Genomic DNA, 18,665 nt, shown 5'->3' with positions numbered 1-18,665 from the left:
TGCTCCGCTGTCGATCACGGCTAAATCAAGCGACCATTGTCCGGACCGCGAGCTGTGGCGGCGGGTCTCCGCAAAAAACTTCACCAGAATTTTTTGGTGTCGAACAATTCTTCATATGCGTCTTCGGCGTGCTGGAGCAGCTTCTTCTTGCCGGAGGCATTGGACAAAAGCGCCTCGGCACCGGCCTTATCGCTCAAGCCGAGCCTGTCCAGTAGCTCGGGTGCGGTGGCGAGATCGTTGAGCGCACCGAGCCGATCCTGCAATTCCCCAAGTGCAGTAATAAAATGCTGATACCTGCGCTGCTCACGCTTTCCACCGAATAGAGACGCAAAAAACTCACTCGCATAGCGGAGCTTCTTCGCGTCCTTGCGGACCTCGTGCCGCGCTGCATCGTCGATGTCCGCGAGGTTTTGGCCGCGCCGCTTGATCCGGCGCCGGAAGCGCGCGAGCGAGTTCGCGGCAAAGGTGCGGGCGAGATGGTTGCCGTTCGCCTCTCCGCGCGCCTCATCGGTCCATCTGCCTTGCACAATCCAGTGTGCGACATTGAGCATGACCACGCGCGCGCGATGTGACGCCAGAATTTCGCAGACCTGATCATAGGCTGCCGCGCGAGCGGCGAGGATGCGGTCGTGCAGCGGCCCCGGGGCGACGCGATCCAGCAGAACGTCGAGATCGCGCGCCTCCCCAGGAACCGACGCGAGCCATTTCAGTTCGTCGCGCAGGCCCGTTCCATCGTCGCCGATCATCGGCTTGAAGATGGAAAAAGCCGAGCGCATGCGGCGTATGGCTACACGCGCCTGATGCAGGGCGTTGGGGTCGCGGCCGGCGAGCAGCAGTTCTTCATTGAGCCGAAACTGGCGTATGCAGGACTGGACGATGCGCTTGAATGCGTCGGCGGTGCTGATATCGGCCGCAAGCGCAAGCGGCCCGGCCTTGACGCTCTTTCGTTCGACGTCGATCAAGCGATAGCCGCGTTCGGATTTGGTGATGACGCCAAGGCGCACCGGAGCAACCGCGTCGATCTTGCGCGCAAAGCCGAACAATGCCGCCGGATCGCCCAGTTTCAATTCGAGTTCGATCTCGCAGATGGGCTCGGATCGGTCTCCCGATATGACCTCCCCGCGGTCGAGCACGACCTCGATTTGCGTTTCGTCTTCCTGGACAAGCCATTTGGAGCGCTCAACCCGGACCTCGAATTGAGCGACCACATTCCCGACGCTGTCACCGAGAACGGTTGGCAGTGGGGTCGCATAGTCAAGTATAGGGACATCGTCATCAACTGGCCGCTCCCATTCGGTCCGTGCAAACAGCCCCGCCGAACTTGCGCCATCCGCCTTGATCGTCTGGATGCCCGTGCCGTCCGATCGGCGAATGCGCAGCGAATAGCCCGCTTTGGCGACCGCTCTCTCGTCGGTATCGAAATAGGTCGATACCTGCTGCGCGACCTTTGCACTCTCGCCGAAAAGCTCAGAGGCGACTATTCGGGCCGCGTCATCTGGTGATAATTCGAGCTTCAGTTCGATCTCGTCGGCCATGAACTTGATCCTGTGGAGGGAGCGGCGACATTTGCAACATGTCCTAGTCGTGAAAGATGAACTGCCTTGAACATCCGGCAAAACTGCGCGTCAGCGCTCTTGTAAGAAAATGGCGACCCCGAAGAGCCGCCAAAGAATATGTAGAAACTCTCCAAGTGGGTCGCGCCCGCCGCGATGCCCGCTCGTCGTGACAAAGTGGTGACAGGCGCGCCCGAGCTTGTCGAGAATTCATTCTGCCACTCGGCGCGCCGCAGATCTCGCGCCGGGATCTTAGCGAGAAGCGCACTGCCCCGGCGGCACAGCGCTGCGAAGTCACAGGACAGCGCGTCACCCTTGCCGCACCAATTTGGTGTCGCTAAAAAACCAGCTGTCGAAAAAGGGGAGATCGGTGCGGTTAGCCCGGTCCCCGCGTAAGCGGGCCCTGACCTTCGCTGCGGCGTCGTGTCCCAAGACCTGGAACGCTGTTGCAGTGGTGCGGCAGCGAGGGAAAGGCTTTGGATATGCAACACCAGATTTCCGTCATCACACTTGGCATCAGCGATCTGCCGCGGTCCCGTCGGTTTTATGTTGAGGGCTTTGGCTGGACGCCCGTCTTCGAGAATGCAGACATCATCTTCTATCAGATGAACGGCTTCGTGCTTGGCACGTTCGAGAAGTCGGCGCTTGAAAAAGATATGAACCGATCCGGGCTTACCTCGCCCGGCGCATTTTCGCTGGCGCACAATGTTCCCAGCGAGGCGGAGGTAGTAAGCGCGATCAACCAGCTCGTCGAGGCGGGCGGGCATATCATCAGACCGGCAGATGCCCCGTCCCATGGTGGTTTTCGAGGATATGTGGCTGATCCGGATAATCACGCGTGGGAGATAGCGTGGAATCCGGATTGGCCTATCGATGAGAATGGACATGTCAGGTTTGCGATTTAGCGTCGTCATCCGCTGGCCTGCGTGTTCACAGGCCAGCGGACGTACGTCATCCACTCGCGCCAATCATTGACCTGAAATCCCGCCCACCCATCGGTCGAAACTGGCCGATTGCTGACTGGCTACTTCAGGGCGGCAACTGGCGGAACCGGTCGTTGAACGCCGCCGCAATTACAGCGATCAAACGAGACCATAAATTCTGCCGCGACGGGGAAAGGCCGCTTTCGCACCCTCGAGAGTGCTACAAGCCCAGTCCCGGCACGCGGCGACGTTACCTTGCTTCGTCAATCGATCGCTCGGATGATATCGGCCGCCCGCCACTCGGCGGGTCTTATCAGTGCGTCTTGCGTAATCCGTACCGAATGGAGCGCAGCTTCGATCTGGCGCCGCCACATGGCCAAAAAATCGAACAGCACCGGAAAGTCCGGCGGAAGATCATAATCCTGCCAGACGTACAGCTGGAGCAGCGAAGGATGATCGGGCCGGTAATAATGGATCTCGGCGGTCGTCAGCCCATAGCCGTCCAGCTGTTCGATCAGCGCGCGGTCGCTCATGGGGCGCGCGCCTCGCCGCCATCGAGCGAGCGGAGCGCCGCGAGCACATCGTCGACCGGTACTGCGCGGCGCGCGCCCGGCCGCTTTCTGAGCGCGGGCTTGTTGCGGACCGACGCGCGATCCGATGCCCAGGATGCGAGAAGAGCGCGCTTGACCTCGGGCTCAAGGCTCGGGTGATGCGCCACATCGAAGGGGTGAAGAAAACGGGAAAATGGCTCGGACATGTTCGTGCCTCCTTCCTTGTCGCCATTCCATTCTCGTCGAGCGGCCGGACGCCGCAGCAACTTATCTTGGAAACGAAATGAGTCGCGTCAAGGGGTCTCAGGCACCTGAAAAGAAGCTATTTGTCCGGCAGACTTCGGCCGCGAGAAAAATTTTTGTGCGGGCCTCTTGAAGCGAAAAAATCGCTTCCCAGCTCTTCGGCGCCGCGTGCCCCGGACAGGCGCGCCGGCTTATCATTTCGTTATGCAACATGGAGGTTATGCATGCATTTCCGTCCCTTGCACGACCGTGTGGTCGTCCGCCGCATCGAAGCCGAGGAGAAGACCTCGGGCGGCATCATCATCCCCGACACCGCCAAGGAAAAGCCGCAGGAAGGCGAAGTCGTCGCCGTCGGCCCCGGTGCACGAGCCGAGGACGGCACGGTGACTCCGCTCGACATCCAGGCCGGCAACCGGATCCTGTTCGGCAAATGGTCGGGGACCGAGGTCCGCATCGACAATGAGGATTTGCTCATCATGAAGGAGAGCGACATCCTTGGCGTGATCGAGCAGGCCGAGGCGCTCAAGCAGGCGGCTTGATCGGCCGCCATTTCGAAATTCAGCCAGAAAGACGAAAGGAGTTGGACCAATGGCTGCCAAGGAAGTGAAATTTTCGTCGGATGCGCGCGATCGCATGCTGCGCGGTGTCGACACGCTTGCGAATGCGGTGAAGGTCACGCTCGGCCCGAAAGGCCGCAATGTCGTGATCGAGAAGAGCTTCGGCGCGCCGCGTATCACCAAGGACGGCGTCACCGTGGCAAAGGAAATCGAACTTGTCGACAAGTTCGAGAATATGGGCGCGCAGATGCTGCGCGAGGTCGCCAGCAAGCAGAACGACAAGGCCGGCGACGGCACGACGACCGCGACGGTTCTCGCGCAGGCGATCGTCCGCGAAGGCTCGAAGGCCGTCGCCGCGGGCATGAACCCGATGGACGTTAAGCGCGGCATCGATCTTGCCGTGAACCGCGTCGTCGAGGATCTGAAGTTGCACGCCAAATCGGTCGAGGCGAACAGCGAGATCGCGCAAATTGCGACCATTTCGGCGAACGGCGACGAGGAAGTCGGCCGTATCCTCGCCGAGGCGATGGAAAACGTCGGCAACGAGGGCGTGATCACCGTCGAGGAAGCGAAGAGTCTCGCGACCGAGCTCGAGACGGTCGAGGGAATGCAGTTCGACCGCGGCTATCTCAGCCCCTATTTTATCACCAATGTCGAGAAACTGAAGGTCGAACTCGACGATCCCTATGTCCTCATCCACGAGAAGAAGCTGGCGAACCTGCAAGCGATGCTGCCGCTTCTCGAAAGCGTCATTCAGTCAGGTCGGCCGCTCCTCATTATCGCCGAAGATGTCGAGGGCGACGCGCTTGCGACGCTCGTCGTCAACCGCCTGCGCGGTGGTCTAAAGGTCGCCGCTGTCAAGGCGCCGGGCTTCGGCGATCGCCGCAAGGCGATGCTCGAGGATATCGCGGTACTCACCGGCGGCAATGTCGTCAGCGAGGAACTTGGGATGAAGCTCGAGAGCGTCACCATCAACATGCTTGGGCGCGCCAAGAAGGTTGTCATCGACAAGGATAATACGACGATCGTAGACGGCGTCGGCGCGAAGTCGGATATCGACGGCCGCGTCGCGCAGATCCGCCAGCAGATCGAGACGTCCACCAGCGACTATGATCGCGAGAAGCTGCAGGAGCGGCTTGCCAAGCTCGCGGGTGGCGTCGCGGTGATCCGCGTTGGCGGCGCGACCGAGATCGAGGTCAAGGAGAAAAAGGACCGCGTCGACGACGCGCTCCACGCGACGCGCGCGGCGGTCGAGGAAGGTATCCTTCCCGGCGGCGGCATCGCGCTGCTCCGCTCGCTGAAGGCGCTTGAAGGGCTCAAGGCCGCGAACGACGACCAGCAGTCGGGCATCGACATCGTCCGCCGCGCGCTCCGCGCCCCGGCACGGCAGATTGCCGACAATGCCGGCGAGGACGGCGCATGGATCGTTGGCAAGCTGCTCGAAAGCGAGGACTATAGCTGGGGCTTCAATGCGGCCACCGGCGAATATCAGGACCTCGTCAAGGCCGGCGTCATCGATCCCGCCAAGGTCGTGCGCACCGCACTTCAGGACGCGGCGTCGGTCGCCTCGCTGCTGATTACCACCGAGGCGCTCGTCGCCGAGCTGCCGAAGGACGAGAAGGCCGCAGCCGTACCGGCGATGGACTTCTGATCATCGGAGGGCGGCGGGTCACGGCCGCCCTCAACTGTCCCGACTATTGAATGAGCATTCGGGGGATCGCTATGCCGGTTGCTAGTCAGAGGATTTGGAGCTGCTCGACGCAGCTGAAGCTGGCCGGCGCACTAACCGCTGCGCGGATTGGCTCTGACATCGATATAAACCCGTCCAGCGAGCGCCGCTCCTGATTGAAGGTCAGCCGCCATAGGCAGACCCTCTCGACTCCTTCAACTGAGGAGTCGAACGATGACGATGTTGCAGTACGCGCAGCCGGGCAGTTCAACGCACCGACTGGAGCAAATTTGAAGCCGGCGCGTTTCGGACGTGATTGACGGATGAAGGGCGAAACAGAGATGCCGAAAGTTACTCGGAGCGATTTAGAGATTCGCGCACTCAAGGGGGGTTGCACGTGCGGTGCGGTGCGTTACGCTCTGACCGAGGCACCCTATGACACGGGCTGATGCCATTGCCGACTCTGCCAGCATGTGTCAGGCTCGGGTGATATGGTGTTTGCGACCTTGCATCTCGATCGATACCGGATCCCTGCAGGCGGGAAGCAAGTCGGCGGCTTCGCCTCGACCGATTTCGGGACGCGCACTTTTTGTCGCCAATGCGGCTCGCCGCTCAGCATCCACGTTCGGCATCAGCCAGACGAAATCGATATTCCCGTCGGCACGTTAGACGATCCCGAAGAAGTCGCGCCGACGTTCCATCTCTATGCGGCCGAGGCGCCAAGCTGGATGCCGATGACCGCATTTCTGCCCCGCTATCAAGCTCTGCGACCCAAGACACGTGGGCTACCGGAAGGGCAGACGGAGGCAAATAGCTGAGCGACTGAACATGGCCATTGCGGTCAGGCTGGTCTCAGCGCAAAAAGTCAAATAGTGGCCTTCTGATTGCCCGACTCGACGCGCAGGCCAGCCCGTTCCAGGCCCGGACCAGCTCAATCCGTGGCTGTGGAACCGAAACTAGCCGAACAATTGTCCGTTGGCATGGTCGATTGGAGAAGGTCGATGCATATCGTTATGGGCTCTACTGCTGAGGCGATTAGCGGGATCAGGATAATGGCTTGGTAAAAAGCCTTTGGGAAAAAAGGGGAGCCGACGGGACTCCCCTTCCTCGCACATCATCGCGGCAAGCCCAAAAGATCTCCGCGGGTCCCGCGCAGCCATAGCAACACCCCGCTTCCGTGCGAGTTCCGGCGCTCGAGTCAGCCAAACCAATCTCTCGAAAGTCGCGCAAAGCCATTGAATTCACGCCCGCAAATGCTCGGGGTCGGCGGCACTTTGGAGCGATCCGCGCGTTGGTATTGCATGGCCTCAATTAACTCTCTCAACAGCAATCCCCATTCCGCTGAATTGCTTCCGCATCCCTCGACTCGCGTCGCCCTGATCAACGCTGCCCTGCGCCGTTTGTGGGACCTGGGCTTCGCCGACGAACCGTCGCTCGACCCCGAAGCAATCATTCTTAAGGCCAGCGGCAAAACCCGGCTCGGCAGAGATCGGCTCGCTCCCGATTGGTGCGAGCGGCTGAACTTGCTCACGCATGATTTGCAGCACAGCGCCGCACTGACCGAACTCGGGCGCACAATCGCGCACGGCCAGCTCGTAACGGCGGCCGCGAATATGCTGCGCATGCTCGATCTTTGGGATCGCCATCCCGAGATTGCCGACGTCGAGATCACGCGGCCAATCCTTGTCGTGGGCCAGATGCGGTCGGGGACGACGCGGATTCAGCGGCTGCTCGCGTGTGATCCGCGCTTTCGCTTCACACGTTTCTACGAAAGCTGGATTCCCCTGCCCGGCGGCCGCGCGCAGCGGTGGCTCGATGACCGACCCTGGCGCGCTCGCGCCGCGCTACTCGCAGCGCATGGCCTGAACCCCAAGTTCGCGGCGATCCACCCCACAAGCGCGAGCGCTCCGGATGAAGAGATCGGACTGTTCAACCTGCTTATGCTACCCGCCGCCTTTGAAGCGCAGTGGCGTCTGCCGCGCCTTGTGCATTATTGCGAAGCGATGGACAGCCGGGCAGCCTACCGTAGCTTCAAGCACATGCTAAAGACAATTGCATGGCTGCGCAGCGACCCCGGATCGCGCGCAGCAAACGACACTTCAGACGCACGCCCCTGGATCTTGAAGGTTCCGCAATTTGCAGAAGATCTCGACGCGCTGCTCGGGGCCTTTCCCGACGCGCGTATCGTCCACGTGACACGGACGGAGGATGACGTCGTGGCCTCGGCGGCATCGCTGGTGCTCAACCAGATGCGGCTGCAGTCGGATGCGGTCGATCGCATCGCGATCGGGCGCGAGTGGCAGCGTAAGGTCGCGCTGCGCGACGCACGCACCGCGCAGACGCTCGCCGCCACGCTGCAGCCGCGCGTCTCAGTCGACTATGCGGATGTCGAGCGCGACTGGCGGACGGAAATGGCGCGGGTCTATGCGATGCTCGATGTGCCGCTCACCGAAAACGAGCTCAACGCGATGGCCGCGTACCTCGACCGCGCCGAACGCTCCGCCAACCATCGACACGATTATGACCCCGCGGACTTCGGCCTCTGAGCGGTATACGCTCGGGCAACGCGGCCCAACCATGCTCCCGCGCATTGGTCAAGCCCAAGCCCTCGGGAGATCCCGCTCACCATGCTCACGATGATTGTGGGCCGGCGCCCGCCACGGGCGATGATTGGTTCTGCTTATTCATTCCGCGTGAGCCGATTATTCGAGCGCCGCGCTAGTGTCGGCCATCATCGCGCCGCGTTCGCCCATGGGCCGCTCGGGCCCGGTGGTGGTATCGCGCGCGGTCTGCCGCTCGGCCTCAGCGTTGATCAGCGCGCCCAGAAGAACCGCATAAGCAGACAGGTAAAGCCACATCAGCAAAACGACCACGGCACCAAGCGAGCCGTAAGTTGCGTCATAATCCCCGAAGCGCGCGGCATAAATCCCGAAACCGATAGTGGCAAGCAGCCACAGCATGGTGGCGAAGACGGCGCCAAGCGATAGCCATTCCCAACGTGCGTCCGCGCGGTTGGGAGCAAAGCGGTAGATCCCGCCAAGAGTCAGGACGCACAGAGCCGCCGCGAGGAGCCAGGTCAGCAGTTGCACCGCCGCGGTCGCAAAAGGCCCGAGCGTCGCCGCCCATCCGCTCGCGAAGCCGAGCATAGATGCGGCGACAAGCCCGACCATCGCGACCAGAACCGCGCCACCGACGAGGGCGACGGAGACGATTAGCCACCGGACATAGCTCCGCCTGTCGCGTTCCTCGTAAATGATATTGAGCGAGGTGATCATAGCCCCTGCCGCGCGCGAGGCGCCATAAATCGATACTATCATCGCGACGATAAGTCCAAGTCCCTTACGTTCCGACGCGCCATGGGTGAGCTGCGTCAACTGGTCGTAAATCAGTCGGGCGGCGTCGGCAGGGACGAGGTCGATGACCAGTCGCATGTGGTCGGGCACTCGCGATGGGTCCGCAACGAGGCCGTAGGCCATGACAAGGGCCGCCAGAAGCGGCACGAAAGAGAGAAAGGCGTAAAATGCAACTCCCGCCGCGAGAAGACTTAAATCATGCTCGCCGCTGTTGCCCCAGACCCGCTTAACAACGATCCAAGCGGTGGCCCACGAATAGCTGCGCGGCGTGTCGGCCGTCGCGCCACGATCGCGTGCCTTGCCCTTTACGTCGGACGGCGCTGGGGGCTGTCGCTTGGCTCCAGTGACCATTAAGCCAATACGCATCAGATGCGCAATCTATCCCCCTCGCCCGCAAAAGCTCGTCGTTGAGCAATCGGCGCGCCTGCTCAAGTTCATCGGATCCTAGACACGCTATTTTCAACCAATCCGACCGCTCGCCGATCTGGTCGCCGACGACGAACTTCCTGCCGTCGAGGCGACGATCTCCAGCGCTGGCTTCAGGCCTGATGGCCGATCCGCGCGACATCGTCATCATCGGCGGCGGCCAGATGGGACTGTCGCTCGGTTATTATCTGCGCCGCGCCGGAGCAGATTTCCTGATCCTCGACGCCGAGGAAGGCCCCGGCGGGGCCTGGCGCCACGGCTGGGATTCGCTGCGCCTCTTCTCGCCGGCCGGATACGGCTCACTTCCGGGCTGGCTAATGCCGCCACCCGCACATGAAGGTTACCCGACACGCGACGACGTTCTCGACTATCTGAGCCGTTACGAAGCCCGCTATGCGCTTCCCATCCAGCGTCCGGTCAGGGTGACGTCGGTGGAACGCGGCGGTGATCATCTGGAAGTGGTAGCGGACAACAGCCGCTTTGCCGCACGCGCGGTTGTCAGCGCCACCGGCACCTGGTCGCATCCCCATGTTCCCGATATCGATGGGCGCGAGACGTTCACGGGCGTCCAGGTTCATTCGGCGCACTATGATCGGCCCGAGGATTACAGCGGACAGACGGTGCTGGTGGTGGGCGGCGGCAACAGCGGCGCGCAGATCATGGCGGAGCTCGCCCCTGTCGCGCATGCCCTTTGGGTGACAACCCACGACCCTCTGTTCCGGCCCGATGACGTGGACGGCCGCGTCCTGTTCGAACGCGCAGTAGCGCGGTTGAAGAACGGTCCAAGCGACACACCCATGGGCGGCATCGGCGACATCGTCATGGTCCCGCCGGTCAAGGATGCGCGCGCCCGCGGAGACCTCCAGTCGGTGCGTCCGTTCGAACGCATGACGGCCCGAGGTGTAATCTGGTCTGACGGCGCGGAGATGGCGGTCGATGCCATCATCTGGTGCACAGGGTTCCGACCCGCGCTCGATCATCTGGCGGCGCTGGGGGTCGTCGAGGACAGTGGGCAGGTGCTGGTTGAAAGCCAAAGGTCGATCAAGGAACCACGCCTGCTTGCCGGCTATGGGGACTGGACCGGACCAGGATCGGCAACCCTGATGGGCGCCGCGCGCACTGCCCGAGGATTGGTAGAAAGTCTGACAGCAGAACTGCCCGACGAGTCTGTGACGGCCTTTGATATAAAAGGAGCCGACCTGAATGACATGGTAGAGGCGGACGATCTGGACTGAGATTGGCCGATAGCGGCTCCGCCGCTTGGCGGTGGAGAGTGCGCGAATGCGGTCATCCGGCCTCTTTTGTTGATCGTGCGCGTTCGACCGCTTGCTACCCCTTGCGGACCTGCTCGATCAACGCCGCCGATAAGGGATAAATCAGGACCTTACCAGCACGAGGCTGGCGTTGTCGCTACCGTCGCGCATCAAGGCTCGATCGATCAGCGATTGCGCAAGCGCGGCTAGCGTTGGGACTCGGACCCTGTCCGCGCCTAGGGTTCGCGAGACGCCGTCAGAACAAAGCATGATGATGTCCCCCGTGACGAGCGGAAAAGCCAGCCGGTCGATGACAACCTCGCAATGCACCCCCAGCGCGCGCGTTATCACGTTCGCTTTTGGATGATTGCTCGCAGCGGAGGGCGGTATGGCCCCCGCGTCGACCATTTGCTGCACGAGGCTATGATCACGGGTCAGCTGTTGCCACGTGCCGCCGCGAAGTCTGTAGGCGCGGCTATCGCCCGCCCAGAAGATCTCGAGCCTGTCGTCGACGAGCAAGGCCGCCACGATGGTCGTGCCGCTGCGCCGTTCGGCGTCGGCATAGCGGTCATAGATTAGCGCATTTGCGGACTGTAGTGCGCGTAGAATATCGTCTCCGCATAAAGTTTGCCCGCTACTCGCGAGATCCCCCAGTGCATCGATGGCGATCTGCGCGGCGACATCGCCCGATTGATGGCCGCCCATCCCGTCCGCCACCGCCCAAAGTTTGGCATTGGGCAGATTGAGGATACGATCCTCGTTGACGGCACGGACATGGCCAACATGGGTGAGCGCAACAGATTCGACTGCGGCGACAGTACCGTCGATGAATGGCGCCGCGCCGCGCCCGAAGATGCGGAAAAAATTCATTCGCGATCGTCCGTCGCCGTCGCGTCGGCGACATTGTAGGCTTGCACAAACGCCCGATCGAGCACGCCCGATTTTTTGCCTGCTATCTCCTCAAGCAGGTCCGCATGCCGATTCTCCAGCTCTTTGAGCTGGGCTGCCGCTTTGTTCTGGAACAATGACCGGCCGGGCGTCTGGCCGTCGAGGCTTTCAGGAGCGAAGCATGCAATAGCTTGCTGTAAACTTCCGCGCAGCCCGGCAAAGGTCGCCACCAAATGCCGTTTGATATCGCGGAAGGACGATTGCAGCGCGGCCGGACCCGAAAGGAAGCCGTGCGATCCGCCCAGGATCAAATCAATTGCCAGTCGCTGGGTTGGCGCCCATTTGAACGGATTGTTATCGGCGCTGCCGATCGTCGTCCGCGTCATCTGGTAATGCGAGCGCGCGTGATCCCGTTCGCTCATTAGGTCGCCAACGCCGAGCACCATCTGACGGTACACCCCGCCAACGCGGCGCATGATCTCGACCGGATCCTCGCACGCCAGCAACGACGCATCGAGGCCCGCGCCCTCGCAAAAAGCATCCAATAGCGACCCGGTGGTGATCGGCGCCCCATCGGACCGGGTCGCGACCGCAGTGTCGGTCCAGTCGCTGGGGACGTCGATCGAATCACCGAGTGGCGGTGTCAGCACCATGGTGCGCGTTTCCTGTCCGGCGATATCGCCGTGTGGCGCTTCGGAAGCGACGATGCGAAAGTCGCCGAGGCGGATTGCGAACGGCAAGGGCACGGCGATCGCGGCCTGGTCGGCAAGTCGTTCGCCAGTGGCTGCATTAAAGACCCCGTTCGCGCCGAGCGAACGCAACGTGAGCCCGTCGGCACCCACAGCGAATTCGCAGTGGGTGCGCGACAGGGCGCAGTCGGGATCGGGGATCGACCAATCGGCGCTCTTGTCACGGCCAACCCGCAGCAGGCCTTCGCGTAGCAATCGGGCATCGACCGGATGAATTTCGTCGCCGCGCGCGAAGAGTTGCAACATGTACATGATGTGCGCTTTCCTCAGGCGACCTGGCGCCGTGGAGCAGTAACGACAGCCGGGTCCTCAATTCGAGTGGCGAGCATCGAAGCGTCGTCATCGACCGCACCCGCGGCGAATTTTTCTTCGGCCGCTCCGGCGGCCCGATTGAACGCGTCAAATGCCGCGCCAAATTCATCACCGCGTCGATGCGATATGCGCAGGGCGAAGCGCGATGTCGCCGCCTCGTCGAGCGCCTTGCGAAGCCGCCCGAGCGGCCGCGTCACCGCGGCGCCGCTCAAATAGCCCACGATCATCACCGTCACCATCACGACCAGCGACAGCATGACCAAGAGCCAGCGGGTGTTGTTGGTGGCGGCCACTAGCGCGTCGGTGCGGACGACGACATCAACCTTGCCATAGGTCCCTCCCGCATAGCGGATCGGCTGCACGATCCGCATTCCGCCGTCCTGGCCTGCCCCGGCATAGCTAACCACCGCGCCATTGGCCGCGCCGACGCGCGCCTCGCCTTGCGGCGCCGCGTAACGCGCGCCGATGCGGCGACCGTCGGTTGCGGCGCGGACAAAATTATTTGCGTCGACGACCGTCATGGCGCGAATTTCGCGATCTTCGCTGGCGCTCGCGACAAAGGCTTGCAGGGCGCCCCAATCCTGTTGATCCGCCGGCAGTCCGGCATTGTCCACCGCGACCACCCCTGCATTGCTCGCGACAAACGCCGCGATCGTTCGGCCCGAGGTCGCGGCCATTTCCTCGAACGCGCGGTCTTCGCGCGAGCTGATCAGCGCGCCGCAGATCGCGAGCACGGCAAAGGTGACCGCAGCCAGCAACAGCGGCAATTTGGCGCGCAGCGACAGGCCGCGGCGAGGCACCGCGCTCTCTTCGCGCGCGCTCATTTCGCGCATGATCGCCTTGCGAACCGCATCGCCGTCGGCAAATCGTTGCTCAGGCTTTTTCGACAGCAGCTTGTCGATGATGAAACGCAGTCCCGGCGGACAATCGCTGGCCGACCGCTCGATCGGCTCGACCTTTTCCTGCGCAATCTGTATCGCCAGCGTCGCGAGGCCAATGCCCGGGAACGCTGGCTTACCCGTCACCATTTCGTACAGCACGATGCCGAGCGAAAACAGGTCCGAGCGATGATCGACAGGGAGGCTGAGCGCCTGTTCGGGGCTCATATAGCGCGGCGTCCCGATCATCTGGCCGAACTGGGTCTGCGCGAACCGGTCGCTACTCCCCTCGGGATCAGGCTCGTCGATGCGCGCGACGCCGAAATCGACGAGCTTTGCGGTGCGGCCATCGTGCGACAGCAGGATGTTCGAAGGTTTGACGTCGCGGTGCACCACGCCCATCCGGTGCGCATAGGCGAGCGCGCCGGCGAGCTGCTGGCCAAGTACCAACACACGCTCATAGGGCATCCGGCCATTGGCCTGCAGCAACGTGTCGAGCGGCTGGCCTTCTATGAGCTCCATCGCAATATAGGCGATGCCCTGTTCTTCACCCACCTCGTAAATCGTAGCGATATTGGGATGGCTCAGCGCGCCTGCCGCGCGCGCCTCGCGCAGGAAGCGGATGTTGAGCCCCGGATTGCGAGCATATTCGGGCTTGAGCACCTTGATTGCGACCTTCCGGCCGATGCTCGGGTCGACCGCACGATAGACATCGGCCATCGCGCCTTCGCCCAGGCGGCCCTCGATGCTATAGCGTCCCAGCGATTTCATCAGTCTGCACTCTCTTCATCAATCATTGTAGCGGGGGAAGGTTGAAACATCGCTAGCGGCGCGACCGGACCGTCGCCTCGATCCGCTCGGCGCGCGCGAGGTCCGCCTTGATCACCGCACTGGAGGGATCGAGCGCCGAAGCGCGCCGGAGCAGCTGCACCGCGCGCGTCGCGGATCCTTTGTGGAGCGCGGCCAGTCCCTGTGTCCGCAGTTGGCGGGCAGCCGCGGGATCGGTCCGCGGAGCGGGCGGCGCGACTGCCTGCTTAGGGGGCTGCGCGCGCGGTGCGGATGGCACAGATGGTGTCGACGAAGCGGGCGTCGGCGCCCGGCGCGCCGGAACCGGTTCGGTGCCGGGAATGCGCAGCGTCTGTCCCGCAGTCAGCGTCGTCGGCTTTTCGATGCCGTTGTATCGCGCAAGCTGAAAGGTCAGCAGCCGATTGCCGAGAAAGCGTTGGGCAATGCCGACCAGCGTGTCGCCCGACTGGACGACATAGTCAAAGGATTGCGGCCCGAGCAGTTCGACCGGATCGCGCGCGATGGAATCGCGAAGCAGGGCAAGAGACGGATTGTTCGGATCGCGTTTCAGCCCCGACTTGATCAGCTTGCGCGCCGCCGACACATCGCCCTGGTTCAGATATTCGGCAATCGCGTCGATACTTTGTGCACTGCTCGCCGGAGCCGATACTGCGTCCGGCTTCGGGCCGCTCGCGCAGCCTGCCAAGGCCAGCGCAACAGCGACGACCATAGCGCGCCGGAGATATCGGCACGGGCGTATTTGAGCAGCGATCGTCATGATGTCATTCTCTCGATTTGGGGGATGTCGCTGGGCGACTGGAGCAAAGCAGCGAGGCTCGCCCGGTCGTTGATGAAGGTCACGAAATCGGCGGCCGACAGCGGGCGCGAAAAATAATAGCCTTGAAAATGACGGCAGCCATGCTGCGACAGCCAGCGATATTCCGCGGCGGTTTCGACACCTTCGGCGAGGACGCGAATGTCGAGGCCGCGGCCCAAGGCGATGATACTGTGGCAAATCGCCTGGCTTTGCGGCCGTAGATGGACGTCGGTTACGAACTCGCGATCGATCTTAATCTTGTCGAATGTCAGCTGGCGAAGCGTGCTGAAGCTCGAATAGCCGGTGCCGAAATCATCGATGGCAATCTTTACGCCTAGCGCCCTTATCTTGGCCAACAGGCGCGCGAGGTCGGCATCGTCAGCGCTCGCCACCCCTTCGGTCAGTTCGATCTCCAGACATGCCGGGTCGAGCGAGTGATTGTGCAGCGTCCGGCTGAGATACTCGGCGAATTTCGTATCATGAAGCTGGTTGGCCGAAACATTGATGGCGATCCTTAAGGGGTCAGCGGTGCCGCCTCCCCATTCGCTCGCTTGGCGGGCGGCCGCGTTGAGAACCCACATGCCGACCTGCTCCGCCAGCCCGGCGGCTTCAACGATCGGGATAAACAGTGATGGCGGGACGCTGCCGCGCTCGGGATGGTGCCAGCGGATCAGGGCCTCGGCGCCCGTCACCCATTGCCGATGCGCGTCTATCAATGGCTGAAAATGCAGCTGAAACTCATTTCGGTGAATAGCGCCGCGCAGATCCTGTTCCATGGCATAGCGCTGCTGCACTTGCACGATCGCCTGATCGCTGAGCTCATACGTGTCCTGCATGTCATCCAGCGCGAAAGACGCCAGCGTTCGCGTCAACAAAATCTGCGGCGTGATGCCGTCCACCAAAGCTGCACAGCGCGTCGCAATGCTCGGCAATATCTCGCGTTGATCGATCTTCACCCGCCCTCCGAGTGCATAAGCGATTGCGTCAATCTCTGATCGCGCAACCAAAGGATCGATGTCCTTGCCGTACCAGATGGCGAAATGGCCTTGGTCGACATGGGCGATCAGGCGCTCGGCGGGGATCATGCGAACAATGCGCGCGACGATTTCCAGCAGGACTCGTTCGGCGAGATCAGGATCAAATCCCGCCAGTCTTTCGAAATCATCGAGCGCAAACGTGCCGAGGACGCCCGAGCCGTCGCGCTCCATTTGTTCGAGCAACGGTTCGCGGGTGGGCAAGCCACTAACACCGTGGCGCTCGATCAAACGGCGCTCGATCGTGGCAAGCGCCTGCTCAAGACCTTTGGCATTTTCCGCCAGTCGCTCGGCAATCGCTATTTTCTGCCCTTCGCCCGAAATAACTTCCAGCCGCTGCGACAGTCGCCACAATTTCCAGTCATGCCGCCAGGCCGATCCAGCCCAGCCGCATCCGACCGCGGCAGCGATCAGCGCGAAGGTGGCGAGATCTTCGGCGCCAACGTGCACCAAGCACGCACCGGCCACAAAAACCGACGCCAGCGCCAGACGGCGCAATAGGATTGCTCCCGAAGTTGCCCCTCTTTGGACCATCTCCACTATTTGGGGCGCCAGATGATACCAAGTCCTTAAATTCTTGTACAGAAATGGAGCAAGATGGCTCGGTTCGTCGCATTTCACACGAAATAGCTTAAGGTGCGTTTGCGACGCCGGAATGTGGCGGGTTCTGCCGACGCGAGCGACGGATTAGCCGTCATCAATTTGGCCCTGCCGCTGCGATCAAGGCGCACCCTGATTAAGATTTTCCGGCATCAGATAATAAGTCTGTCCTCATGAAGAAGTACCTGCTGGATCGTACGGTATAAAGCGTCGCGAAGCATGTGTGGAGCTGGACCAAAACGCCCGAAAGGAGCGCGAACAGTGATAATCTCCGAAGTAAGGGCGACGCTGGTTTGCTTCACGCTAACTAACCGCACGACGTCCGAAATCAGGCGTATTCTGTTGAAGAACACGCCGCAGCCCAGAACCTCCGCAAAATGGCAAAGATTATCCCCATGCCGCAGCCGACTATGGCCTGAAGAAGCGCGCGACCGTTCGCGCTTCCGACCTCGCCATTGTCCGCTTCTGTCAAAAGCCGACTTTGTCAACAGCATCCACTCCGCGGCGGACATTTTGCGAAGCTTATTGTTTTCCGAACATTAGCCGCGGCCGATTGGAGACAGGCAGATTTTGCCAACCGAACAAAGTGAGCGGACATTCCAAGGCAGTCCCGGTCAAAACGGGTTTCAAAGACAAAATTAAGCTTGCCGTAAGGGAAACTACGTATAGGACAGTCCCTTAGGACCACATGAATCCTTCCTGGCGCGTGGGAGCGCCGTGAAGATCTCGTGGCCGAGCAGACCGCTCGGCGATTGTGTGCGGTTGCGGCTTCGGTCACCCCCGCACCCATGAGGAGTGGCCTGATGGAGAGCAGCAGCAATCCCCGCGCAACGAGCACACAGCGCATTACCGACATCGAAGATATGACGTTGAGCGATCGGCGCAGCGCCGAGCGCTATCGGACGATATGCCGGATTGCACGCGTCCAGCGCGCCGATGACATGGGCTTGTGGCTTGTTCGCAATATTTCAAACGAGGGGCTGATGCTCGCTGCCGACGCCCCGGTGACGGTCGGCGAGACGCTCGACATTGCGCTCTCCGAGACCACCTTGTTGCGAGGCACGATTGTCTGGGCGGAGCGCGGGCGCTGCGGAATTGCTTTCGACGCACCGATTGACGCTGCCGCGCTACTACGGGGGCTTGCAGATGAGCAGCGCGCGGAGGGCTATCGCGCACTGCGACTGCCGGTCGAGGTCGAGGCAATAATTGCACTTCGCGATGACGCTCGTCCGATCGACCTCGTCGATATCTCACAGCATGGTGCGGGATTTCGCTACGACCGCGTGCTCGATGCCGGCACCGAGGTCGATTTGATCCTCCCCGGTAGTGACCTGCGACGCCGAGCGCTTGTCCGCTGGTCACGCGGCCAGCGCGGTGGTCTTTGGTTCACCCAGAAACTCGATCGCGCTGCCCTGGAGAGCATCGCGCTCCTGCGGCGATAGCGCGCCCGTCGGAAGTAATGTCGAAAGTCAAACCCATGATCCAGCCGAACTCGGACAGCAACGAAGATAAGGCGGGGCGCAGCCGTTTTGACGTCTCTCCGCGCCTCGGAAAGATGGTGAAAAATCTCAACTGGCTCGGCGTGCATTCGATGCGAAAGTCACGGGCCCCTGGAGCGCAAACCAATCTATCGCAGTCTCAACTCCTGTTCTCACCGCATCAATGTTCTGGCGATCAATTCGTAGGTTGAAATACCGGTGCAACGCTACCCCACAGCGGGGCACCGGGAGGGCGGCGCGAGTAAGTTGGTCCTTCTCGCGCCGTCCGCTTTTCATCCGCATCAAACTTACTCGCCAACCAGTTCACAATAAACCGTTCGCCTGAGCCATAGGCGATCATAATCCGCTGAGCCCGGCTGCTAGTCAACTGGCGGCGTCCAATGTTAGCAAAATTTGGCCGGTGCGCGAACAGCTGCGCGGATTGGCTCTAACATGTCAGGCGACATGTAAAACTGGTCCGGTAGCGACATGTAGAACTGGTCCCCCCATTTAGCTGAGGAGGGACTGATGGACGTCGATACCCGTACGAAGATTTCCGCGACAATGACGCGGAGAGAAGCGATGCTCGAGCCGG

17 protein-coding genes and 1 pseudogene are annotated in these 18,665 nt (G+C 61.7%); 9 read left to right on the top strand and 9 right to left on the bottom strand.

Features of this window, described 5'->3' with window-relative positions; all coding sequences use genetic code 11:
- Positions 1–80 precede the first annotated feature (80 nt).
- The gene (locus K0M74_RS08000) at positions 81–1,535 is read right to left on the bottom strand and encodes a CHAD domain-containing protein (protein WP_293970230.1); all 1,455 of its coding nucleotides are present in this window, start codon (positions 1,533–1,535) and stop codon (positions 81–83) included.
- 500 nt (positions 1,536–2,035) lie between these two features.
- Here K0M74_RS08000 and K0M74_RS07995 point away from each other — a divergent pair, with 500 nt between their 5' ends.
- Positions 2,036–2,458 carry a VOC family protein gene (locus K0M74_RS07995; RefSeq protein ID WP_293970227.1) on the top strand — a complete coding sequence of 141 codons (423 nt, stop codon included), beginning with the start codon at positions 2,036–2,038 and terminating at the stop codon, positions 2,456–2,458.
- A gap of 281 nt (positions 2,459–2,739) precedes the next feature.
- Here the strand turns inward: K0M74_RS07995 and K0M74_RS07990 are convergent, their stop codons facing one another.
- Together K0M74_RS07990 and K0M74_RS07985 are read right to left on the bottom strand one after the other, a co-directional pair.
- Positions 2,740–3,009 (bottom strand): usg protein, encoded by a 270-nt coding sequence (locus tag K0M74_RS07990; RefSeq protein ID WP_293970224.1) that lies wholly within the window; start codon positions 3,007–3,009, stop codon positions 2,740–2,742.
- A complete protein-coding gene (locus tag K0M74_RS07985; protein WP_293970221.1) occupies positions 3,006–3,233 on the bottom strand; it encodes a hypothetical protein in 228 nt (75 codons plus the stop codon). Before K0M74_RS07985 ends, K0M74_RS07990 begins: the two co-directional genes overlap by 4 nt.
- Before the next feature lie 261 nt (positions 3,234–3,494).
- On the opposite strand from K0M74_RS07985, the gene groES reads away from it, so the two are divergent.
- The 4 genes and pseudogenes from groES (at position 3,495) to K0M74_RS07965 (ending at position 8,042) form a co-directional block, all read left to right on the top strand.
- Positions 3,495–3,809 carry a co-chaperone GroES gene (groES, locus tag K0M74_RS07980; protein WP_293970219.1) on the top strand — a complete coding sequence of 105 codons (315 nt, stop codon included), beginning with the start codon at positions 3,495–3,497 and terminating at the stop codon, positions 3,807–3,809.
- 49 nt (positions 3,810–3,858) lie between these two features.
- A complete protein-coding gene (groL, locus tag K0M74_RS07975) occupies positions 3,859–5,478 on the top strand; it encodes a chaperonin GroEL (RefSeq protein ID WP_293970216.1) in 1,620 nt (539 codons plus the stop codon).
- A gap of 479 nt (positions 5,479–5,957) precedes the next feature.
- A pseudogene (locus tag K0M74_RS07970) lies at positions 5,958–6,314 on the top strand (GFA family protein); the annotation flags it as partial.
- Between the two features lie 483 nt (positions 6,315–6,797).
- Positions 6,798–8,042 (top strand): sulfotransferase, encoded by a 1,245-nt coding sequence (locus K0M74_RS07965; RefSeq protein ID WP_293970213.1) that lies wholly within the window; start codon positions 6,798–6,800, stop codon positions 8,040–8,042.
- A gap of 156 nt (positions 8,043–8,198) precedes the next feature.
- Here K0M74_RS07965 and K0M74_RS07960 read toward each other — a convergent pair whose 3' ends face one another.
- A complete protein-coding gene (locus tag K0M74_RS07960; RefSeq protein WP_293970210.1) occupies positions 8,199–9,215 on the bottom strand; it encodes a YihY/virulence factor BrkB family protein in 1,017 nt (338 codons plus the stop codon).
- 182 nt (positions 9,216–9,397) lie between these two features.
- Here K0M74_RS07960 and K0M74_RS07955 point away from each other — a divergent pair, with 182 nt between their 5' ends.
- Entirely contained in the window at positions 9,398–10,510 is a 1,113-nt protein-coding gene (locus K0M74_RS07955; RefSeq protein WP_293970207.1) for an ArsO family NAD(P)H-dependent flavin-containing monooxygenase, read from the top strand.
- Between the two features lie 141 nt (positions 10,511–10,651).
- Here the strand turns inward: K0M74_RS07955 and K0M74_RS07950 are convergent, their stop codons facing one another.
- From K0M74_RS07950 to K0M74_RS07930, 5 genes are read right to left on the bottom strand one after another with little or no spacing between them, the layout of a single operon-like run.
- Positions 10,652–11,398 carry a protein phosphatase 2C domain-containing protein gene (locus K0M74_RS07950; RefSeq protein WP_293970205.1) on the bottom strand — a complete coding sequence of 249 codons (747 nt, stop codon included), beginning with the start codon at positions 11,396–11,398 and terminating at the stop codon, positions 10,652–10,654.
- Entirely contained in the window at positions 11,395–12,417 is a 1,023-nt protein-coding gene (locus K0M74_RS07945; protein ID WP_293970203.1) for a type VI secretion system-associated FHA domain protein, read from the bottom strand. Before K0M74_RS07945 ends, K0M74_RS07950 begins: the two co-directional genes overlap by 4 nt.
- A 14-nt stretch (positions 12,418–12,431) precedes the next feature.
- Positions 12,432–14,126, bottom strand: coding sequence for a serine/threonine-protein kinase (locus K0M74_RS07940; protein ID WP_293970201.1), 1,695 nt, complete (start codon positions 14,124–14,126; stop codon positions 12,432–12,434).
- A gap of 52 nt (positions 14,127–14,178) precedes the next feature.
- Entirely contained in the window at positions 14,179–14,871 is a 693-nt protein-coding gene (locus K0M74_RS07935; protein ID WP_293970199.1) for a LysM peptidoglycan-binding domain-containing protein, read from the bottom strand.
- A 44-nt stretch (positions 14,872–14,915) separates the two neighbouring features.
- Positions 14,916–16,043 (bottom strand): EAL domain-containing protein, encoded by a 1,128-nt coding sequence (locus tag K0M74_RS07930; RefSeq protein ID WP_293970197.1) that lies wholly within the window; start codon positions 16,041–16,043, stop codon positions 14,916–14,918.
- On the opposite strand from K0M74_RS07930, the gene K0M74_RS07925 reads away from it, so the two are divergent.
- The 3 genes from K0M74_RS07925 to K0M74_RS07915 all read left to right on the top strand — a co-directional run bounded on the left by K0M74_RS07925 (position 16,014) and on the right by K0M74_RS07915 (position 18,282).
- The gene (locus tag K0M74_RS07925) at positions 16,014–16,493 is read left to right on the top strand and encodes a hypothetical protein (protein WP_293970194.1); all 480 of its coding nucleotides are present in this window, start codon (positions 16,014–16,016) and stop codon (positions 16,491–16,493) included. The two genes, K0M74_RS07930 and K0M74_RS07925, sit on opposite strands and share 30 nt — an antisense overlap.
- Before the next feature lie 902 nt (positions 16,494–17,395).
- Positions 17,396–18,034 carry a PilZ domain-containing protein gene (locus K0M74_RS07920; RefSeq protein WP_293970191.1) on the top strand — a complete coding sequence of 213 codons (639 nt, stop codon included), beginning with the start codon at positions 17,396–17,398 and terminating at the stop codon, positions 18,032–18,034.
- 17 nt (positions 18,035–18,051) lie between these two features.
- Positions 18,052–18,282, top strand: coding sequence for a hypothetical protein (locus tag K0M74_RS07915; protein ID WP_293970188.1), 231 nt, complete (start codon positions 18,052–18,054; stop codon positions 18,280–18,282).
- Positions 18,283–18,665 lie beyond the last annotated feature (383 nt).

It is taken from the genome of Sphingopyxis sp., from assembly GCF_019459305.1.
GTDB lineage: Bacteria > Pseudomonadota > Alphaproteobacteria > Sphingomonadales > Sphingomonadaceae > Sphingopyxis.
This window is presented reverse-complemented; position numbering and strand designations above follow the sequence as displayed.

Excerpts from the sequence above, each read along its gene's own strand:
- K0M74_RS08000 (WP_293970230.1), bottom strand. The coding sequence starts at position 1,535 with ATGGCCGACGAGATCGAACTGAAGCTCGAATTATCACCAGATGACGCG.
- K0M74_RS07995 (WP_293970227.1), top strand. The coding sequence starts at position 2,036 with ATGCAACACCAGATTTCCGTCATCACACTTGGCATCAGCGATCTGCCG.
- K0M74_RS07990 (WP_293970224.1), bottom strand. The coding sequence starts at position 3,009 with ATGAGCGACCGCGCGCTGATCGAACAGCTGGACGGCTATGGGCTGACG.
- K0M74_RS07985 (WP_293970221.1), bottom strand. The coding sequence starts at position 3,233 with ATGTCCGAGCCATTTTCCCGTTTTCTTCACCCCTTCGATGTGGCGCAT.
- groES (WP_293970219.1), top strand. The coding sequence starts at position 3,495 with ATGCATTTCCGTCCCTTGCACGACCGTGTGGTCGTCCGCCGCATCGAA.
- groL (WP_293970216.1), top strand. The coding sequence starts at position 3,859 with ATGGCTGCCAAGGAAGTGAAATTTTCGTCGGATGCGCGCGATCGCATG.
- K0M74_RS07965 (WP_293970213.1), top strand. The coding sequence starts at position 6,798 with ATGGCCTCAATTAACTCTCTCAACAGCAATCCCCATTCCGCTGAATTG.
- K0M74_RS07960 (WP_293970210.1), bottom strand. The coding sequence starts at position 9,215 with ATGCGTATTGGCTTAATGGTCACTGGAGCCAAGCGACAGCCCCCAGCG.
- K0M74_RS07955 (WP_293970207.1), top strand. The coding sequence starts at position 9,398 with ATGGCCGATCCGCGCGACATCGTCATCATCGGCGGCGGCCAGATGGGA.
- K0M74_RS07950 (WP_293970205.1), bottom strand. The coding sequence starts at position 11,398 with ATGAATTTTTTCCGCATCTTCGGGCGCGGCGCGGCGCCATTCATCGAC.
- K0M74_RS07945 (WP_293970203.1), bottom strand. The coding sequence starts at position 12,417 with ATGTACATGTTGCAACTCTTCGCGCGCGGCGACGAAATTCATCCGGTC.
- K0M74_RS07940 (WP_293970201.1), bottom strand. The coding sequence starts at position 14,126 with ATGAAATCGCTGGGACGCTATAGCATCGAGGGCCGCCTGGGCGAAGGC.
- K0M74_RS07935 (WP_293970199.1), bottom strand. The coding sequence starts at position 14,871 with ATGGTCGTCGCTGTTGCGCTGGCCTTGGCAGGCTGCGCGAGCGGCCCG.
- K0M74_RS07925 (WP_293970194.1), top strand. The coding sequence starts at position 16,014 with ATGGGCGATCAGGCGCTCGGCGGGGATCATGCGAACAATGCGCGCGAC.
- K0M74_RS07930 (WP_293970197.1), bottom strand. The coding sequence starts at position 16,043 with ATGATCCCCGCCGAGCGCCTGATCGCCCATGTCGACCAAGGCCATTTC.
- K0M74_RS07920 (WP_293970191.1), top strand. The coding sequence starts at position 17,396 with ATGGAGAGCAGCAGCAATCCCCGCGCAACGAGCACACAGCGCATTACC.
- K0M74_RS07915 (WP_293970188.1), top strand. The coding sequence starts at position 18,052 with ATGTCGAAAGTCAAACCCATGATCCAGCCGAACTCGGACAGCAACGAA.